Source organism: Streptomyces sp. NBC_01335 (assembly GCF_035953295.1).
Classification (GTDB): domain Bacteria; phylum Actinomycetota; class Actinomycetes; order Streptomycetales; family Streptomycetaceae; genus Streptomyces.
Genome location: NZ_CP108370.1, coordinates 4,752,030 through 4,770,968 on the forward strand (window position 1 = coordinate 4,752,030; position 18,939 = coordinate 4,770,968).

Annotated in this window: 16 protein-coding genes; 11 read left to right on the forward strand and 5 right to left on the reverse strand. The window is 71.7% G+C overall.

What is annotated here, in order from left to right:
* The first annotated feature begins 54 nt into the window (after positions 1-54).
* The 4 genes from OG599_RS20530 to OG599_RS20545 all read left to right on the forward strand — a co-directional run bounded on the left by OG599_RS20530 (position 55) and on the right by OG599_RS20545 (position 7,351).
* Positions 55-1,875: an ABC-F family ATP-binding cassette domain-containing protein gene (locus OG599_RS20530; protein WP_327177437.1), complete on the forward strand. Its 1,821-nt coding sequence runs from the start codon at positions 55-57 to the stop codon at positions 1,873-1,875.
* A 504-nt stretch (positions 1,876-2,379) separates the two neighbouring features.
* Complete coding sequence (locus OG599_RS20535; RefSeq protein ID WP_327177438.1) at positions 2,380-4,371, forward strand: outer membrane protein assembly factor BamB family protein; 1,992 nt, start codon at positions 2,380-2,382, stop codon at positions 4,369-4,371.
* A gap of 71 nt (positions 4,372-4,442) precedes the next feature.
* Positions 4,443-6,347 (forward strand): outer membrane protein assembly factor BamB family protein, encoded by a 1,905-nt coding sequence (locus OG599_RS20540; protein ID WP_327177439.1) that lies wholly within the window; start codon positions 4,443-4,445, stop codon positions 6,345-6,347.
* Positions 6,348-6,622: 275 nt separating this feature from the next.
* Positions 6,623-7,351, forward strand: a complete 729-nt coding sequence (locus tag OG599_RS20545; protein ID WP_327177440.1) for a helix-turn-helix transcriptional regulator — start codon at positions 6,623-6,625, stop codon at positions 7,349-7,351.
* Between the two features lie 55 nt (positions 7,352-7,406).
* On the opposite strand, the gene OG599_RS20550 is transcribed toward OG599_RS20545, so the two are convergent.
* Together OG599_RS20550 and OG599_RS20555 are read right to left on the reverse strand one after the other, a co-directional pair.
* On the reverse strand, positions 7,407-7,703 hold the full coding sequence (locus OG599_RS20550; RefSeq protein ID WP_327177441.1) for a hypothetical protein: 297 nt from the start codon (positions 7,701-7,703) through the stop codon (positions 7,407-7,409).
* Between the two features lie 14 nt (positions 7,704-7,717).
* Positions 7,718-9,388 (reverse strand): sodium:solute symporter family protein, encoded by a 1,671-nt coding sequence (locus OG599_RS20555; protein WP_327177442.1) that lies wholly within the window; start codon positions 9,386-9,388, stop codon positions 7,718-7,720.
* 245 nt (positions 9,389-9,633) lie between these two features.
* Between OG599_RS20555 and galT the strand changes: the two genes are divergently transcribed.
* From galT to OG599_RS20575, 4 genes are all read left to right on the forward strand, one after another.
* A complete protein-coding gene (gene galT / locus OG599_RS20560) occupies positions 9,634-10,677 on the forward strand; it encodes a galactose-1-phosphate uridylyltransferase (RefSeq protein ID WP_327177443.1) in 1,044 nt (347 codons plus the stop codon).
* On the forward strand, positions 10,674-11,654 hold the full coding sequence (gene galE / locus OG599_RS20565) for a UDP-glucose 4-epimerase GalE (RefSeq protein WP_327177444.1): 981 nt from the start codon (positions 10,674-10,676) through the stop codon (positions 11,652-11,654). Before galT ends, galE begins: the two co-directional genes overlap by 4 nt.
* On the forward strand, positions 11,654-12,871 hold the full coding sequence (gene galK, locus OG599_RS20570) for a galactokinase (protein WP_442809481.1): 1,218 nt from the start codon (positions 11,654-11,656) through the stop codon (positions 12,869-12,871). Before galE ends, galK begins: the two co-directional genes overlap by 1 nt.
* Positions 12,872-13,327: 456 nt before the next feature.
* Entirely contained in the window at positions 13,328-14,095 is a 768-nt protein-coding gene (locus tag OG599_RS20575; protein WP_327177445.1) for a response regulator transcription factor, read from the forward strand.
* Here the strand turns inward: OG599_RS20575 and OG599_RS20580 are convergent.
* Positions 14,054-14,551 (reverse strand): MarR family winged helix-turn-helix transcriptional regulator, encoded by a 498-nt coding sequence (locus tag OG599_RS20580; protein ID WP_327177446.1) that lies wholly within the window; start codon positions 14,549-14,551, stop codon positions 14,054-14,056. The genes OG599_RS20575 and OG599_RS20580 overlap by 42 nt on opposite strands.
* Positions 14,552-14,638: 87 nt before the next feature.
* Between OG599_RS20580 and OG599_RS20585 the strand changes: the two genes are divergently transcribed.
* The 3 genes from OG599_RS20585 (at position 14,639) to OG599_RS20595 (ending at position 16,750) form a co-directional block, all read left to right on the forward strand.
* Positions 14,639-15,478: a trans-aconitate 2-methyltransferase gene (locus tag OG599_RS20585; RefSeq protein WP_327177447.1), complete on the forward strand. Its 840-nt coding sequence runs from the start codon at positions 14,639-14,641 to the stop codon at positions 15,476-15,478.
* Positions 15,475-15,879 (forward strand): VOC family protein, encoded by a 405-nt coding sequence (locus tag OG599_RS20590; RefSeq protein WP_327177448.1) that lies wholly within the window; start codon positions 15,475-15,477, stop codon positions 15,877-15,879. The genes OG599_RS20585 and OG599_RS20590 overlap by 4 nt, the downstream gene beginning before the upstream one ends.
* 163 nt (positions 15,880-16,042) lie before the next feature.
* Positions 16,043-16,750, forward strand: a complete 708-nt coding sequence (locus tag OG599_RS20595) for a hypothetical protein (RefSeq protein WP_327180113.1) — start codon at positions 16,043-16,045, stop codon at positions 16,748-16,750.
* A gap of 189 nt (positions 16,751-16,939) precedes the next feature.
* Here OG599_RS20595 and OG599_RS20600 read toward each other — a convergent pair whose 3' ends face one another.
* Entirely contained in the window at positions 16,940-17,626 is a 687-nt protein-coding gene (locus OG599_RS20600) for a TetR/AcrR family transcriptional regulator (RefSeq protein WP_327177449.1), read from the reverse strand.
* The gene (locus tag OG599_RS20605; protein ID WP_327177450.1) at positions 17,623-18,627 is read right to left on the reverse strand and encodes an acyl-CoA desaturase; all 1,005 of its coding nucleotides are present in this window, start codon (positions 18,625-18,627) and stop codon (positions 17,623-17,625) included. Before OG599_RS20605 ends, OG599_RS20600 begins: the two co-directional genes overlap by 4 nt.
* Positions 18,628-18,939 lie beyond the last annotated feature (312 nt).

Below are 18,939 nucleotides of genomic sequence, written 5' to 3' on the forward strand. Positions count from 1 at the left end.
CATCCGCGCGGCGACTACCCTGGGAAGTCGATCCATCCCCTGGGCAGGAGTGAAATGGCCGTCAATCTGGTCAATGTCGAGCAGGTCAGCAAGGTGTACGGCACCCGTGCGCTGCTCGACGGTGTGTCTCTCGGAGTCTCGGAGGGAGACCGGATCGGTGTCGTCGGCCGCAACGGCGACGGCAAGACGACCCTCATCCGGATGCTCGCCAAGCTGGAGGAGGCGGACACCGGCCGCGTCACCCACCTCGGCGGTCTGCGCCTCGGCGTCCTCACCCAGCACGACTCCCTCGACCCGAAGGCGACGATCCGCCACGAGGTGATCGGCGACCTCGCCGACCACGAGTGGGCGGGCAGCGCCAAGATCCGCGATGTGCTGACCGGGCTCTTCGGCGGTCTCGCGCTGCCGGGCTTCGAGCACGGCCTGGACACCGTCATCGCCCCGCTCTCCGGTGGTGAGCGCCGCCGTATCGCGCTCGCCAAGCTGCTCATCGCGGACCAGGACCTGATCGTCCTCGACGAGCCCACCAACCACCTCGACGTCGAGGGCATCTCCTGGCTCGCCGGACATCTGCGGGCCCGCCGCTCGGCGCTCGTCTGCGTCACCCACGACCGGTGGTTCCTCGACCAGGTCTGCACCCGCATGTGGGACGTCCAGCGCGGCACCGTCCACGAGTACGAGGGCGGCTACAGCGACTACGTCTTCGCCCGCGCCGAGCGTGAGCGGATCGCCGCGACCGAGGAGTCGAAGCGGCAGAACCTGATGCGCAAGGAGCTGGCCTGGCTGCGGCGCGGCGCCCCCGCCCGTACCTCCAAGCCGCGCTACCGCATCGAGGCCGCCAACGAGCTGATCGCCGACGTGCCGCCGCCGCGCGACACCAGCGAGCTGATGAAGTTCGCCAACGCGCGCCTCGGCAAGACCGTCTTCGACCTGGAGGACGTGACCGTCCAGGCCGGCCCCAAGACGCTGCTGGAGCACCTCACCTGGCAGCTCGGCCCCGGCGACCGCATCGGTCTCGTCGGCGTGAACGGCGCGGGCAAGACCTCGCTGCTGCGCTCGCTCGCCGAGGCGTGCCGCAGTCAGGGCGACGTCCAGCCGGCCGGTGGGAAGATCATCGTCGGCAAGACCGTCCGGCTCGCCTACCTCTCCCAGGAGGTGCACGAGCTCAAGCCCACCCTCCGGGTGCTGGAGGCCGTGCAGCAGATCCGCGACCGGGTGGACCTCGGCAAGGGCCGCGAGATGACGGCGGGGCAGCTCTGCGAGCAGTTCGGTTTCACCAAGGAGAAGCAGTGGACGCCGGTCGGCGACCTCTCCGGTGGTGAGCGGCGCCGGCTCCAGATCCTGCGTCTGCTGATGGACGAGCCGAACGTCCTCTTCCTCGACGAGCCCACCAACGACCTCGACATCGAGACCCTCACCCAGCTGGAGGACCTCCTCGACGGCTGGCCCGGCTCCATGATCGTGATCTCGCACGACCGGTTCTTCATCGAGCGGACCACCGACAAGGTGATGGCGCTGCTGGGCGACCGGGCGCTGCGGATGCTGCCGCGCGGCATCGACGAGTACATCGAGCGCCGGCAGCGGATGGAGGAGACGGCCACCCCGTCCGCCGCCCCCAGCGCCGGGGCCAAGGAGCCCGCACCGGCGTCCAACGCCGTCTCGGCGCAGGAATCGCGGGCGGCGAAGAAGGAGTTGCAGAAGGTCGAGCGGCAGCTCGGCAAGCTCTCCGACCGCGAGACCAAGCTGCACGCCCAGATCGCGGAGAACGCCACGGACTTCGGGAAGGTCGCCAAGCTCGACGCCGAGCTGCGTGAACTGGTCACCGAGCGCGACGAGTTGGAGATGCGCTGGCTGGAGCTGGCCGAGGACGCGTAGGCGCTGCCCGCACGGACCCGTACGGACCCCGAACGGACCCGTACGGGCCCCGAACGGACCCGTACGGACCCCGTACGGACCCGGGCGGACCCGGCCGCACACCGGCCGGTCCGCTCGGGTCCGTTCCGTTCTGTACGGGGTAACCAACCGTGCGAAGCGGCGGATTCCGGACACCCGGGTCGAGGGGTGGGAGAACTCGGCGCATCCGGAACGGAATTGACGGGGCGCCGGCAGGCGGGGCGGGGCGGCTTCCCGCAGGCGCGTAACGGCGGCATCACGGACCGGTTCTCCCTTGGGAACAGGCGGCGGACCGAATCGGTGTGCACGCTGGTGCGGGTGGTACAAAGAAGCCCCGCCAGACTGTCGCGACGCCGCGGTAGCCATGCCCGTTCCGCTCCATTCCGGAGGAGTTCCGGACGTACGTCGCACGACGCCGTCCGGTCCCCGAGGGATCGCGGGGGAGGCCGGTACGGGCACCGGAACCGCACGAAGGGGGACGTGCTGATGACCCAGCCGCCCAGCCAGCAACCGCCGCAGGGGGGCTCGGGAACTCCGGAGGAGCCCGGCCGCGGGTCTCCCCAGCAGCCCCCCGCCCAGCAGCCCGGGACCCCGCCCGCCGGGTCGCCGCCCCCGCCCCCGCCGGCCTCCCCTGCGCAGCCCCCGGCCCCCGGCGCTCCGGCGTACGGCTACCCGCAGGCCCCCGGTCCCTACGGCCAGCAGCCCCCGGGCCCCGGCGCGCCCGGGAACGGCTACCCGCAGGCCCCCGGCCTGTACGGCGCGCCGCAGCCGGGCCCGTACGGTGAGCAGCCGCAGCCGGGCCCGTACGGCCAGCAGCAGCCCGGTCCGTACGGTCAGCAGGCGCCGGGCCCGTACGGTCAGCAGCCCCCCGGTCCGTACGGTCAGCCGCAGTCCGGCCCGTACGGTCAGCAGGCGCCGGGTCCGTACGGCGCGCCGCAGCCAGGGCCTTACGGCCAGCAGGGCTACCCGGGTTACCCCGCGCCGCCCGGTCCCCCGCCCGTCGCGCCGTCCCCCTCGTCCGGGCGCGGGTTCCTCCGCGGCCGGACCGGGGTGATCGTCGCGGCGGCCGTCGCGGTGGTCGTGGTCGCGGCGGTCGGTGTGGGCGTGGCCGTCGGCGGGGACGGCGGCGGTGGGAAGCCGGTCGCCGGGAAGAGCTCGGACGGGAAGGGCGGTGCCGGGCCCAGCGCCTCGGGATCGGGCCCGGCCGACGGGAACGACGAGGGCCGCGACACGGACGACGACCTGAACGCCGGCCGGCAGAAGGGCGAGGCGAAGGTCCTCTGGAAGCAGGACAACGACCTGAAGCTGCCGCGCGACGGCGCCCGGGTCTACGGCCCCTGGGTCGTCGGCGACACCCTGGCCAAGGCCGCCTACCGGGGCATCTCCGGCTACTCGCTCGCCACCGGCGAGGAGGCGTGGACGGTGAAGTTCTCCACCGACATCTGCGCCGCTCCCGTCAACGCCACCACGAACGGCAAGATCGTCCTCGGGCTGATGGACGGCACCGGTGACAAGGCGGACTGCTCCCAGCTCCAGCAGATCGACCTCGCCTCCGGCAAGGCGGGCTGGAAGAAGACGATCAAGCAGAACGGCGTCTGGGACCTGCTGTCCGACATCGGCCTGGCGATCAGCGGTGACACCGTGACGGTCGGCCGCTCCGGCGGCACCGACGCGTTCCGGGTCAGCGACGGGAAGGAGTTGTTCGGCCGGCCGTCCGGCGACTGCCAGCCGGTCGCCTACGCGGGCGGCCCGAAGCTCATCGCCGCCCTGAACTGCAGCACGGGCGACCTGGACAACCCGCAGCAGCAGATCCAGCAGCTCGACCCGAACACCGGCAAGGCCCGTTGGACGTACCAGCCGGAACGCGGCTGGGAGGTCGACCGGGTGTACTCGGTCGACCCGCTCGTCGTGGCGCTGACCAACGAGAAGAAGAAGTCGTGGGGCATCATCGCCCTCAAGGACGACGGAGCGCTCCGGTCCCAGCTGACGGGTGACGCGGCGGACAAGTTCGCCCCGGACTGCGGCAGTTCGCTGGAGATCTTCGGCAAGTCCCTGGACAGCTGCACGGGCGTCGTGGCGGACGCGAAGACGTTCTACATGGCGACCGAGGCGTCCGGCTCCACGGACCGCACCAACTCGGTGGTCGCCTTCGACCTCGACTCCGGCAAGACCAAGTGGAAGTCGGCTGCCCCGGCCGGGCGGGTGATGGAGCCGATGCGGATGGACGGCGCCAACCTGATCGTCCGTCTGGAGGTCACCTACGACCACGGCGGCGCCATCGCCTCCATCGCGCCGACCGGTGGAGCCCCCAAGGTCCTGCTCCAGCACCCGGCGTCCACGGCGCTCGTCGAGGAGAACATCTTCGACGGCAAGTTCCTCTGGCTGGACGGGCGTTCCATCATCGTCACCGACCGGCTCACCGAGGCGAACAACCGGGGCGACGACCGCGAGACGGCGATGATCGCGTTCGGCAACTGACACCGCCGCCCCCGGGCCGCGTCCACGACTCCCCCCCATTCCACCCACCCTTCCCCAGAGGTACGTACGAGATGACCCAGCCGCCCCCGCCCCCGCAGCAGCCCGGCGAACCGCCGAAGGGCGGGTTCGGCGCCCCGCAGGACCCGCCGCCCGGCGGATTCGGCGCGCCGCCGCCCTCCCCGTACGGAACGCCCCCGCCGCCCCCGCAGCCTCAGGCACCCCAGCCGCCCCAGGCCCCGCAGCCTCAGGCACCCCAGCCGCCGCAGGCCCAGCCCCAACCCCAGCCGCCGCAGGGTCCGGCCGGGCCCGGGTACGGGTACCCGCAGCCGCAGCCCGGGTACGGCTATCCGCAGGGACCGCCGCCCCCGCAGGCCGGGTACGGCTACCCGCAGACGCCGACCTCCTCGCAGCCCGGCCAGCCCGGCTACTTCGGCCAGCCCGGTCCCGGGCAGCCGGGGTACGGCTACCCGACGCAGCCTCAGTACGCGCAGCCGCAGCCGCCCCAGGGCACCGGCGGGGCGAAGAAGCTCACCGCCCAGATGAAGATCATCATCGGGGCGGCGCTCGCCGTGGTGCTGATCGTCGGCGCCGGGATCGTCTACTCGGCGTCCGGCGACGGCGGGGACCCGAAGGTCTCCACCGCCGGGCCCGCCGGCGGTGACGGCGGTGCCGGCGACAAGGGGGACGGCGGCGGTCTCGCCGGAGGCACCGAGAAGGTGCCGGCCTCCACCAAGTCGCACGTCGCCTTCGAGATCCCGAAGCCGAAGGTCTCCGACGTCACCACCGTCTACGGCTCCTGGGTCACCGACAAGGTGTACGTGAAGACCGGGGTGTACGAGGTCGCCGGATACGACCTGGCCAAGGGCACCAAGCTCTGGTCGATCCCGACGGCCGGCCAGCTCTGCGCGGCCTCCCGGCACATGACGAAGGACTACAAGACCGCGATCGTCTTCGAGGAGTCCAAGCCGACCTCGGCGGACAAGTACCCCTCCTGCAACAAGCTCGGCGCGCTCGACCTGAACACCGGCAAGATGATCTGGTCGAAGTCGGTCACCGCCTCCTCCAACGGTGACGAGCCGGTCCGGTTCACGGAGGTGACGGTCAGCGGGACCACCGTCGCCGCGGCGGGCACCGAGGGCGGCGCCGCCTTCGACATCACCACCGGGGCCCAGCTCTGGGCGCCGAAGATCTCCACCGACGACTGCTACGACACCGGGTACGGCGGCGGCGAGGCGCTCGTCACCGTCCGCAAGTGCGGTTCGTACGACGACCCGAAGCTCTCCATCCAGACGCTGGACGCCAAGACCGGCGCCCCGATCTCCTCGTACGACATGCCGCCCGGCGTCGAGTACGCGGCGGTCGTCTCCACCAAGCCGCTGGTCGTCGCCGCCGACATCGGCGACACGGCCGGTGACGGCTCCAGCATCTCGGACTACTTCTCCATCGACTCCGGCACCGGCAAGCTGATCGTCCGGATCTCCGCCGACGCCGAACGGTACGCGGGGGAGTGCGGCTCCACCGAGGTGGAGCGGTGCGTCGGCATGACGGTCGGCAACAACCGCCTGTACGTGCCCACCGAGTCCCACGAGGGCACCGCCGAGTACGGCGACACCAACGAGATCGTCGCGTTCGACCTCACCACCGGCAAGCTGCTCGGCGCCCGCGCCGACGCCGGCGAGCGGTACAGCATGATCCCGCTCCGGATGGACGGCACCAACGTCATCGCGTACAAGGTGCCCCCGTACGACAAGGGCGGCGAGGTCGTCTCGCTCGACGGCGCGACCCTGAAGGAGACGGTGCTGATGGAGAACCCCAGCACCGAGAAGACCCGGGACGCGGAGACCTACTTCGGCTACGACCGGGGCGAGTTCCTGTACGAGAAGGGCCGGCTCTTCCTGTCGCCGAACATGCTCAGCGAATCGAGCGGGGCGGACGACGACGACCGGCTCCTCGCCATGGCGTTCACCACCGGCTGACCCGGCGCCCGGCCCGCGCCGGACACCACCCGCCCCCGCCTGGGGCACCCCGTAGGACGGCCCCGCCGGTCGGAGGAAGACCGGCGGGGCCGATCGTTTTCCGTCAACTCCGTGACGTCCGAAGCAGAAGAAATCGGCCTTCTGGGGGGCTTCTGCCACGTATGGGCGCCACGGCGTCGAACAAGCGTGTAGCTTGCCGGGTCTAGGCCGGGGGGCCGACGGTCGTGGCACACATGCGCACGGCGGTTCACGGCGGTACTGGGGGTATCTGCGCGATGAGCGTGCGGCTCATGGTGGTCGACGACCACCGCCTGCTGGCCGAGGCGCTCGCCTCGGCACTCAAGCTCCGTGGGCACCGCGTGCTCGCGGCCACGGCGCCGACCTCGGGCGCCGCGGACCTGGTCATAGCCAGGGCCCCGGAGGTCTGTCTCTTCGGGACGGCCGCTCCCGCCGCGCCGGGCGCCTTCGACCCGATCGCGCGGATCGGCCGGGAGCGCCCGCAGGTGGCGGTGGTGGTGCTGGGCCCGGTGCCCAGTCCCCGGGGGATCGCGGCGGCCTTCGCGGCGGGCGCGGCCGGATACGTCCGGCACGACGAACGCATCGAGGGCGTGGAGCGGGCCATGATGAAGGCCAGGGCCGGTGAGGCGTCGGTGGCGCCCGCCCTGCTCAGGGGCGCCTTCACCGAGCTGCTGCACCCGGTGGAGAAGCCCGACGACGAGGGCCAGCGCCTGCTGCGGCTGCTGACGCCCCGCGAGGCCGAGGTGCTGGTACGCGTCGCCGAGGGCGAGGGCACCCGCCTGATCGCCGCCGGCATGCGGATCGCGCCGAGCACCGCCCGTACCCACGTCCAGCGGGTCCTGATGAAGCTCGGCGTCGGTTCCCGGCTGGAGGCCGCCGCGCTCGCGGCCCGTACGGGGCTGCTGGACCGGGCGGCCGTCCACACGGCGATGGGCGCGGCGCGCGAGCCCGGGTACGACATGCCGCAGGGGCCGGACGCACCCTGAGCTGCGGGTGGGTCCGGCCCCTGCGGTGGCCGTGCTGGAGGTGCGGTGCGGCCGGTCAGTGACCGGCGGGGCCGCCCGGCTCGACCGGTTCGACCGGGGCCTGCGTCGGGCGCAGCCACATCCAGAGCAGGAACAGCAGTCCGAGGACGAGCATCGCGAGGCCGGTCCACAGGTTGATGTTGACGCCCTGGGCCTTCTTGAGGTCGGCGTCGGACGGGCTGATGCCCGCGATGGTGACGATGACTCCGTAGACCACGAAGAGACCGCCGATGATCCGCCTGATGTCGAAGAGGCGTGCCGCCGTGGCGGACTTGCTCTCCAGGTCGGAGACTTCCTTGTGCAGTTCGGACATGGTGGTTCCTCCGATCAGAACGAGTAGGGGATGTAGCAGGCGGCGGCGATCACGATGGCGCCCCAGCCCAGCAGGGCCGGCTTGCGGTACCACGCGGAGTCGGACTCCTCCGGCACCTCGGGGGCGTCCGGGGACTCGGTGCCGTAGACCAGGCCGGCCAGTTCGGCGGCCGGCTTCGGGGCGGTGAACAGGGTGACGGCGACCATGACGACCGCACCGGCGACGAAGCCGACGATGGCGGAGACGAAGTTCGCTCCCTGGTCGGTCGGGATGTCGATGATCCCCTGCTTGTAGAAGACGAAGTAGTTGATCATCGCGGCGGTGGTGCCCGCGACCAGGCCCCAGACGCCGGACTTCATCGACGCGCGCTTCCAGAACATGCCGATGATGAAGACGACGAACATCGGGACGTTGAAGAACGAGAAGAGCGTCTGCAGGTAGCTCATGATGTTCGTGAAGCTCGACGCGATGAACGCGGTGCCGATCGAGGCCAGCACGCCGACGGCGGTGACGCCGCGGCCGAACTTCAGGTAGTACGCGTCCGGCTTGTCCTTCTTCACGTACCGCGCCCAGATGTCCGTGGTGAACACCGTGTTGAACGAGGAGACGTTGGCGGCCATACCGGCCATGAACGCGGCGAGCAGACCGGTCACCGCGATGCCGAGGACACCGTTCGGGAGCAGGTCGCGCATCAGCAGCGGGATGGCGTCGTTGTACGTCAGGTCCGAGCGGTCGGTGCCGATGTTCGGGACGACGACGGCGGCGACCATGCCCGGGATCATCACCAGGAAGACGATGAAGATCTTCGGGAACGCGGCGATGAGCGGGGTGCGCTGCGCGGCCGAGAGGTTCTTCGCGGACAGGGCGCGCTGCACCTCGGCGAAGTTGGTCGTCCAGTAGCCGAAGGAGAGGACGAAGCCGAGGCCGAGGATGATCGTCAGCCAGTTGGCGCCGAGGGCGTTGCTGTCACCGATGCCCGTACCGCTCCAGGCGGACATGAACTTCGACCCGTGGCTCTTCGTCAGGGAGTCGGACAGGCCGTCCCAGCCGCCGACGCGCTTGAGACCCAGGATGGTGAGGGGTATGAGCGCGGCGAGGATGACGAAGAACTGGAGCACCTCGTTGTAGATCGCCGAGGAGAGTCCGCCGATGGTGATGTACAGGAGGACGAAGATGCCCGCGACGGTGATCGCGACCCACTGCGGCCAGCCCAGCAGCGCCTCCACGACGATCGAGAGCGCGTAGAGGTTGACGCCGGCTATCAGGATGGCGGCGAAGGCGAACAGGGCGGAGCTCAGCAGGTGGGCCGACTTGTCGAACCGCTGGAGCAGGAACTCCGGGACGGACCGGACCTTCGAGCGGTAGTAGAACGGCATCATCACCAGGCCGAGGAAGACCATGGCGGGGATGGCGCCGATCCAGTACCAGTGGACGACCGAGACGCCGTACTGCGCGCCGGTCGCGGCCATGCCGAGGATCTCCGTGGCGCCGAGGTTGGCGGCCACGAAGGCCAGACCGGTGACCCAGGCGGGCAGGGAGCGGCCGGAGAGGAAGAAGTCGAGGCTGGTCTTCACACTGGCGCGGGCCGCGAAGCCGATGCCGAGGACCACGACGAAGTAGATGGCCAGGATTGTGTAATCGAGGCCGTTCGTGGGGAGCCGGAGCCCTTCAGCCAGATAGTTCATGGGGGGTACTCGCTTCGTTGCGCGAACTGAACCTGATGAAACTTACGCCCATGCATTCAATAACTGAACAAACCAACTGGTGTTCTTTGTTTGATCGTGATGCAGAGGGGCGAATTGACCCGATATAAGGAACCAGGTCTCCACTTAATCGCACACAGAGAAAGGACTCGTCTACAAAGAGTTACGTCATTGACGCTCCTGTTTGGTTGTGGTTAATTATGTTTAGTTATGTTTGGAGGAACCTGGTGAAGAAGACGGCAACGACCCTCGCCGACGGTCGGGAACTGATCTATTACGACTCCGCCGACGACGTCGTACGCGATGCGGTGGACCGACGGCCGCTCGGCGCCGTCGCCACCTCGTCCGAGATCCGGCGCGACCCGGTCCTGGGCGACGCGGTCGCCATCGCCTCCCACCGCCAGGGCCGCACCTACCACCCGCCGGCGGACGAGTGCCCGCTCTGCCCGTCGCGGGACGGACGGCTCAGCGAGATCCCCGACGCCACCTACGAAGCCGTGGTCTTCGAGAACCGCTTCCCGTCGCTCGCCGGGGACTCCGGTCGCTGCGAGGTCGTCTGCTTCACCTCCGACCACAACTCCTCCTTCGCCGATCTCACCGATGAGCAGGCCGCTCTCGTGCTGGCGGCCTGGACCGACCGCACCGCCGCTCTCGCCGGGCTCGGCCAGGTCGAGCAGGTCTTCTGCTTCGAGAACCGGGGCGCCGAGATCGGTGTGACGCTCGGTCACCCCCATGGCCAGATCTACGGCTACCCCTTCGTGACGCCTCGAACCGAACTGATGTTGCGTTCGGCCGTCGCCCACCGCGAGGAGACCGGACGGAACCTCTTCGAGGACGTCGTCGCCCGCGAGATCGCCGAGGGCGACCGGATCGTCCTCACCGGCGAGCACTGGGTCGCGTTCGTCCCGTACGCCGCGCACTGGCCGTACGAGGTCCACCTCTATCCGCGCACCCGCGTCGCCGACTTCCGCGAGCTAGACGACGCCGCCCGCGCGGAGTTCCCGCAGATGTACCTGGAGCTCCTGCGGCGCTTCGACCGGATCTTCGGCCCCGACGCGCCCCCCACCCCGTACATCGCCGCCTGGCACCAGGCGCCGTTCAGCGCCCCCGGGCGCGAGGAGCTCGCCCTCCACCTGGAGCTCTTCACCATCCGCCGCACCCCGGGCAAGCTGAAGTTCCTCGCCGGATCGGAGTCCGGCATGGGAGCGTTCATCAACGACGTGCCGCCGGAGACCGCGGCCGAGCGACTGCGAGAGGTAGCGAGCAAGTGAGCAGCAGCACCCCGAAGAAGTACCTGGTCACCGGCGGCGCCGGTTACGTGGGCAGCGTGGTCGCCACCCACCTGCTGGAGGCCGGGCACACCGTCACCGTGCTCGACGACCTCTCCACCGGCTTCCGGGAGGGCGTCCCGCAGGGCGCCGAGTTCATCGAGGGCCGCATCCAGGACGCCGCGAAGTGGCTCGACCCCTCCTACGACGCCGTCCTGCACTTCGCCGCGTTCTCCCAGGTCGGCGAGTCCGTCGTGAACCCGGAGAAGTACTGGCTCAACAACGTCGGCGGCACCACCGCGCTGCTCGCCGCGATGCGGGACGCCGGGGTGCGCACCCTCGTCTTCTCCTCCACCGCCGCCACCTACGGCGAGCCGGTCTCCAGCCCCATCACGGAGACCGACCCGACCGCCCCCACCAACCCGTACGGCGCGACCAAGCTCGCCGTCGACCACATGATCACCGGCGAGGCCGCCGCCCACGGGCTGGCCGCCGTCTCGCTCCGCTACTTCAACGTGGCCGGCGCGTACGGGAACACCGGGGAGCGCCACGACCCCGAGTCCCACCTCATCCCGCTGGTCCTCCAGGTCGCCCTCGGCGAGCGCGAGTCGATCAACGTCTACGGCGACGACTACCCCACCCCCGACGGCACCTGCGTCCGCGACTACATCCACGTCGCCGACCTCGCCGAAGCGCACCTCCTCGCGCTGGGCGCCGCCACCTCGGGCGAGCACCTCATCTGCAACCTGGGCAACGGCAACGGCTTCTCGGTCCGCCAGGTCATCGAGACCGTCCGCGAGGTCACCGGCCACCCGATCCCGGAGACCGCCGCCCCGCGCCGCGCCGGCGACCCGGCCGTCCTCGTCGCCTCCGCCGCCACCGCCCGCGAGCGCCTGGGCTGGACGCCGAGCCGCCCGGACCTGGCCGGTATCGTCGCGGACGCCTGGGCGTTCGCCCGCCGAGAGGAGACCACCGCATAATGACCGGGACACCCGAGAGCACCGCCGCCGAGGCCGTCGCGACCACCGGACCGCTGGGCCAGGACGAGTTCACCGCCTCCTTCCGCGCGCTGTACGGCACCGAGCCCGAAGGGGTCTGGGCCGCCCCCGGGCGCGTCAACCTCATAGGCGAGTACACCGACTTCAACGACGGCTTCGTCATGCCGCTCGCCCTCCCGCACACCGCCCGTGCCGCCGTCGCCCGGCGCACCGACGGCCAGCTGCGGCTGCACTCCACCGACGTACCCGGCGGCATCGTGCAGCTCGCCGTCGACGGCCTGACCCCCAACGAGGGCCACGGCTGGGCCGCGTACCCCGCGGGTGTCGTCTGGGCGCTGCGCCGCGCCGGGCACGAGATCACCGGCGCGGACATCCAGGTCACCTCCACCGTGCCGACCGGCGCCGGGCTCTCCTCGTCCGCCGCCCTCGAAGTGGTCGTCGCCCTCGCCCTGAACGACCTCTTCGGCCTCGGCCTGACCGCCGCCGAACTGGCCGTCCTCGGCCAGGCCGCCGAGAACGACTTCGTCGGCGTGCCCTGCGGTGTCATGGACCAGATGGCGTCCGCCTGCTGCACCGACGGTCACGCCCTCCACCTGGACACCCGCGACCTCGCCGTGCGCCAGGTCCCCTTCGACCTCGCCGCGCACGGGCTGCGGCTGCTGGTCGTGGACACCCGCGTCAAGCACGCACTGGGAGACGGCGCCTACGCCGAGCGCCGGGCCGGCTGCGAGGAGGGCGCCCGCCTGCTCGGGCTGGGCAAGCTCCGCGAGCTGGCTCACGAGGACCTCCCCGACGCCCTCGCCCGCCTGGAGGCGGCCGGCGCGGACGAGTCCGTCGTCCGCTACGTACGCCACGTGGTCAGCGACAACGCCCGGGTGGAGCAGGTCATCGCCCTGCTCGACGCCGGGGACGTCCGCGCGGCGGGTCCGGTGCTCACCCAGGGCCACACCTCGCTCCGCGACGACCTGCGGGTCTCCTGCGACGAGCTGGACCTCGCCGTGGCGACCGCGAACGCGGCCGGGGCGCTCGGCGCCCGCATGACCGGCGGCGGCTTCGGCGGCTCGGCGATCGTGCTGGTCGAGGAGTCCGACGCCGAGGCGGTCACCAAGTCGGTGCTCGACGCCTTCGCGGCGGCCGGCCACGCCGCCCCGGGCGTCTTCGCCGCCGTCCCCTCGGCGGGCGCGCGCCGCCTGGTCTGACGACCGCCCCGCACCCGACCCGCGTGTACGAGCGCCGGGACACGGCCCCACGGCCGGTCCCGGCGCTCTGCCGTGTCCGGTGCCACCGCACCCGCGCATCCGCCCCCGCACCCCGGCGCGGTGGCACAGAATGCGGTCTCGTTCGTCCACTTCCGTCCCGGAACGGGACAGGAAGCACCCCTTGAACGCCGGGGACGGTCACTTCCGCGAATCGGCTTCCCGGGCACCCGTACGCCCGTACGCTGATGGGCAGCACCGGTGGGGGCCGGTGCCGTTCAGGGGCCGAGACGGGCGGTGCGGCACCCGGGCGCAGACGGTGGCGGCTCGGTGCGCGCGGCGGGGCCGCGCGGACGGCTCTCCCGTCGCGGAGCTCGGGCGCCACGACCGCCCCGACGTGTTCCCACCCGGGTCCGGCCTCAGGACGGCGGACCGGGACCGTCCCACTGGGGGGTAGACGTGGCCCGTATCCGGGTTCTCGTGGTCGACGACCATCGTATTTTTGCCGAATCGCTCGCCGCGGCGCTCGCCGCCGAGCCGGACGTAGACGTGGCCGCCGCAGGCAGCGGCCCGGCCGCACTGCGCTGCCTCGACCGTGCCGCCACCGAGGGCCGTGCCTACGACGTCATGCTGGTCGACGCGGAGCTGGGCGGCGCCCCGGCGGCGGGCGGGATCCCGCAGCAGGGGGGCCCGGTCGACGGGATCTCCCTCGTCGCGGGGGTCCGCGAGGCCCGGCCGGGCGTCCGCACGGTGGTCCTCGCGGAGCGGGACGACCCGCGACGGGCGGCGGCGGCGCTCCAGGCGGGTGCCTCCGGCTGGGTCGCCAAGGACTGTTCCCTGCAACGCCTGTTGGCGGTCATCCGGGGGGTGCTGCGCGGCGAGACCCACCTGCCGCCGGCCCTGCTCACGGGCGTACTGCGGGAGTTGACGGCCGCGCGCAAGCACCGCACCGAGAGCGAGCTGCTGGTGGAGTCGCTCACCCCGCGCGAGCGGGAGGTGCTGCGCTGCATGGTCGCGGGGCTGGGGCGCAAGGCGGTGGCGGAGCGGCTCTACCTCTCGCCGCACACGGTCCGTACCCACATGCAGAACGTCCTGGGCAAGCTCGGGGTGCATTCGACGCTGGCGGCCGTGGCGCTGGCCCGCAGGGCGGGCGTGGGCCCGGTCGATCTGACGTCCGAAGTGGGTCTAACCGGGGACGTTGTCGAACGGGGCGGTCAACTGGCGTAGCAGATCGGCGAGTTCGCCGCGCTGGCGAGGGGAGAGCTCGCCGAGGATGGCGCGCTCCTGGTCGAGCAGCCCGGCCAGCGACTGGTCGGCCTTGTCGCGCCCCTCGGCGGTCAGCCGGACCAGCACCCCGCGCCGGTCGTTGGGGTCGGGGAGGCGTTCCACCAGGTTCTTCTTGGTCAGCCGGTCGATGCGGTTGGTCATCGTGCCCGAGGTGACCAGGGTCTGCGTCAGCAGCTGGCCGGGGGAGAGCTGGTACGGGGCGCCGGCCCGGCGCAGCGACGTGAGGACGTCGAACTCCCAGGGCTCCAGGCTGTGCTCGGCGAAGGCGATGCGGCGGGCCCGGTCGAGGTGGCGCGCGAGGCGCGACACCCGGCTGAGGACCTCTAGTGGTTCCACGTCGAGGTCGGGGCGCTCGCGGCGCCATGCTGCGACCAGACGGTCGACCTCGTCCTCCATGTCGATCAGTGTAGAGGGTCCCTCGACATGAAGTCTCTTGGTTTCAAGTGTCTTGACGTCAAGATAGTCCGGGGTGATGCTGAGGGCATGAGCGAATCCGTCTGGGACCCCGGCCAGTATCTCCGCCACGCGTCGCACCGCACGCGCCCCTTCCTCGATCTCCTGGCCCGGGTGGGCGACCTCCCCGGCGGCCCCCGCCCCCGCATCGCCGACCTCGGCTGCGGCCCGGGGAACGTCACCGTCCTCCTCGCCGACCGGTGGCCCGGGGCCCGGATCACCGGCTACGACAACTCCCCGCAGATGCTGGCGCAGGCCCGTACCCACGCCACCGCCACGCTCGACTTCGCCGAGGCGGACGTCTCGGAGTGGGCCCCCGCGGAGCCGTACGGCCTGATCGCCTCCAACGCCCTGCTCCAGTGGGTCCCCGGCCACGCCGACCGCTTCCCCGCCTGGCTGGACGGCCTCGCCCCCGGGGGCACCCTCGCCTTCCAGGTGCCCAGCAACTTCGGCGCCCCCAGCCACGTCCTGATGCGCGAACTCGCCGAGTCCCCCCGCTGGCGCGGCCGCCTCGGCGGACTCCTCCGCCACGAGGACGCCGTCCTGGAACCCGCCGCCTACTACGCCCGCCTCTCCGCCGCCGGGTGCGTGGCGGTGGACGTCTGGGAGACCACGTACCTCCAGGTCCTGCACGGCGACGACCCGGTCCTCGACTGGGTCAAGGGCACCGGTCTGCGCCCGGTCCTCGCCGCTCTCGCCGACGACCCCGAGGCCCTCGACGCCTTCCTCGCCGAGTACCGGGACCTGCTGCGCACCGCCTACCCGCAGGGCCCGCACGGCACGGTCTTCCCGTTCCGCCGGATCTTCGCCGTCGCCCGGGTCGCGGGTGGCGCGGGTGTCACGGGCAGCGCGAGGCGGGGGGACGCGTGATCGCCGCACTGGACCACGTACAGCTCGCCGCCCCTCCCGGCTCCGAGCACCTGCTGCGCGCGTTCTACGGGGGTGTCCTCGCCATGACCGAGGAGCCGAAGCCCCCGGTGCTCGCCGCGCGGGGCGGCTGCTGGTTCCGGACCGGCCCGGACGCCGCCCCGGTCCGCATCCACCTCGGTGTGGAGCAGGGCTTCCGCCCCGCCGCCAAGGCCCACCCCGGTCTCCGCGTCACCGGGATCGACGCCCTCGCCGACCGCCTGGCCGCCCACGGCGCACCCGTCCGCTGGGACGACACGCTCCCGGGCCACCGCCGCTTCTACAGCGAGGACCCGGTGGGCAACCGGCTGGAGTTCCTGGAGCCCGACGCCGGAACAGCCTTCGGCCCGCGACCGGATCGGTAAACCCCTCGACGGGACGCCCCGCCCCGGGGCAAGCTCCGCACTCGTGACGACGACGCGGACGACGCAGACAGTACGGACGACGCAGACAGTACGGACGACGCAGCACTCCCCGGCCCGGCTGGTCCGGGCCTGCGCCCGCAACAACGCCGAGTGGTGCGCGGTGATGAGCCGCGCCCACGGGGTGCCGGGCGATTTCGGCGCGCAGGCGTGGACGGCACCGGCCCGCACGCCGCTGTACTACCCCGACGCGGTGACCCTGGTCCCCGGAGCCGATCCGGCCGACGTCGTCCGGCGTGTGGACCTCACCGCCCCCGGTGCCTCCGTCAAGGACAGCTTCGCCGACCTCGACCTGACGGCGGCCGGCTTCCGGGTGCTCTTCGAGGCCGCCTGGATCCACCGCCCGGCCGGCCCGCCCGCCACCTTCTCCGGCACCCCCTGGCAGGTCGCCGAGGACCCCGACGCGGTACGCGCCTGGGCGGAGGCCTGGGACGACGGCGACGGCAACGCGGACCTCTTCGGGCCCGCCCTCCTCGACGACCCGGACACCCTCCTGCTCGCCGCCCACACCCCGGACGGCCGGATCACCGCAGGGGCGGTGGCGAGCCGCAGCGAGGGCGCTGCCGGTGACGGCGCGCTCGGCGGGGGCGTGATCGGTGACGCCGCGCTCGGCGGGGGCGTCCTCGGCCTCTCCAACGTCTTCGCCCGGGACGGCGGCGCCGACGCGGCCTGGCCCGGGGCCCTCGACGCGGCGCACCGGCTCTTCCCCGGGCTGCCCGTGGTCGGCTACGAACACGGCGAGGACCTCGACGCCGCCCTGCGCCACGGCTTCACCACGACGGGACCGCTGCGCGTCTGGCTGCACCACGGCTGACGGGGGCTCCGGCGTACGGCCCGCGTACGGTCTTCCCGACCTGAAGCGTGCTGCGAAAGCCCCCTCAAGGACTGGGTGCGCTGACCGCCCGCGGGTCCGGTCCGCCTGCCCGCACGGCCGTACGGCGAAGGGGTCCCGCCACCCGAGTGGCGGGACCCCTTCGCGTACGTGCGCTCACCGCGGCGTCCGTCAGCTCTTGCGGTGCCCTATCAGCCGGGGCTTCGGCTCCAGGTTCTCCAGGCCGTGCCAGGCCAGGTTCACCAGGTGCGCCGCCACCTCCGCCTTGCGGGGCTTGCGGACGTCGAGCCACCACTGGCCGGTGAGGGCCACCATGCCGACGAGGGCCTGCGCGTAGAGGGGGGCCAGCTTCGGGTCGAAGCCGCGGGCCTTGAACTCCATGCCCAGGATGTCCTCCACCTGCGTGGCGATGTCGCTGATCAGCGAGGCGAAGGTGCCCGTCGACTGGGCGACCGGGGAGTCCCGGACCAGGATGCGGAAGCCGTCCGTGTACGTCTCGATGTAGTCGAGCAGGGCGAAGGCCGCCTGTTCCAGCAGCTCACGCGGGTGCCCCGCGGTGAGGGCGCCCGTCACCATGTCCAGCAGCTGGCGCATCTCCCGGTCGACCACGACCGCGTACAGGCCCTCCTTGCCGCCGAAGTGCTCGTACACCACCGGCTTGGAGACCCCGGCGCGTGCCGCGATCTCCTCGACCGAGGTCCCTTCGAACCCCTTGTCGGCGAAGAGGGTGCGACCGATGTCCAGCAGCTGTTCGCGCCGCTCCTTCCCGGTCATCCGGACCCGCCTGGTCCGGCGCGCGGGGGGAGGGCTGCTTCTCTTGCTGCTCGTGCTGCCGTCGGTCGCCACGGTGCCCATCATGCCGCGTCGGCGGGCACGGCCTTGCGCCGGGACTCCTTGCGTCGCGACTCGATGCGGTCGGCGTCCGGCCAGCGGACGTCGTACGCCCATCCGAGCTGTTCGAACCAGCGGATCAGCCGGGCGCTGGAGTCGATCTGGCCGCGCATCACGCCGTGGCGGGCGCTCGTCGGGTCGGCGTGGTGCAGGTTGTGCCAGGACTCGCCGCAGGACAGCACGGCCAGCCACCACACGTTCCCCGACCTGTCGCGGGACTTGAAGGGGCGCTTGCCCACCGCGTGGCAGATCGAGTTGATCGCCCACGTGACGTGGTGCAGAAGCGCCACCCGTACCAGGGAACCCCAGAAGAACGCCGTCGCCGCACCCCACCACGACATGGTCACCAGCCCGCCGACCAGCGGCGGGATGCCCAGCGAGATGATCGTGAACGTCAGGAAGTGGCGCGAGACGGCCCTCATGGCCGGGTCCTTGACCAGGTCGGGGGCGTACTTCTGCTGCGGGGTCTGCTCCTCGTTGAACATCCAGCCGATGTGCGCCCACCACAGCCCCTTCATCAGGGCCGGCAGCGTCTCGCCGAAGCGCCACGGAGAGTGGGGATCGCCCTCCGCGTCGGAGAACCGGTGGTGCTTGCGGTGGTCGGCGACCCACCGCACCAGCGGGCCCTCCACCGCCAGGGAGCCGGCGACGGCGAGCGCGATGCGCAGCGGGCGCTTCGCCTTGAAGGAGCCGTGCGTGAAGTAGCGGTGGAAGCCGATCGTGACGCCGTGGCAGCCGATGTAGTACATCGCCACCATCAGCCCCAGATCGAGCCAGCTGACGCCGTGGCCCCAGGTCAGCGGCACCGCCGCCACCAGGGCCGCGAACGGCACCACGATGAAGAACAGCAGCGCGATCTGCTCGATCGAGCGCTTGCTGTCACCGCCCAGCGTGGCGGAGGGGAGAGGGTCGGGACCGGGCCCTGCCGGTGGGTCCGGCTGGTCGGTCAGTTCGGGGCTGATGGTCATGTGGTCCCCCGGGGGGTGAGGAGAACAAATCGGAATCGGCCTGGGCTACGGGACCGTAACCTACGGGATCGTAAGTACCGCAGTGACGCGGCCCACACCACCAGACCACGTTCCGTGCGCCATTCGTGGTATCTCCTGCCCCCTTGCGGGTAAAGCCTGTACGGCTCCCGCTGTCGAATGCACCGCCCGTCCCACCCTGTGAGGCCACCGGACGCGCCGACGCCGGTGCCACATATCCTTGGAAGGGTCGGACAGCGCGGTCCGCACCCCGCTCGTCCCGGGGGCGGCAACAGCACGCTGCGGCCGTTGGCC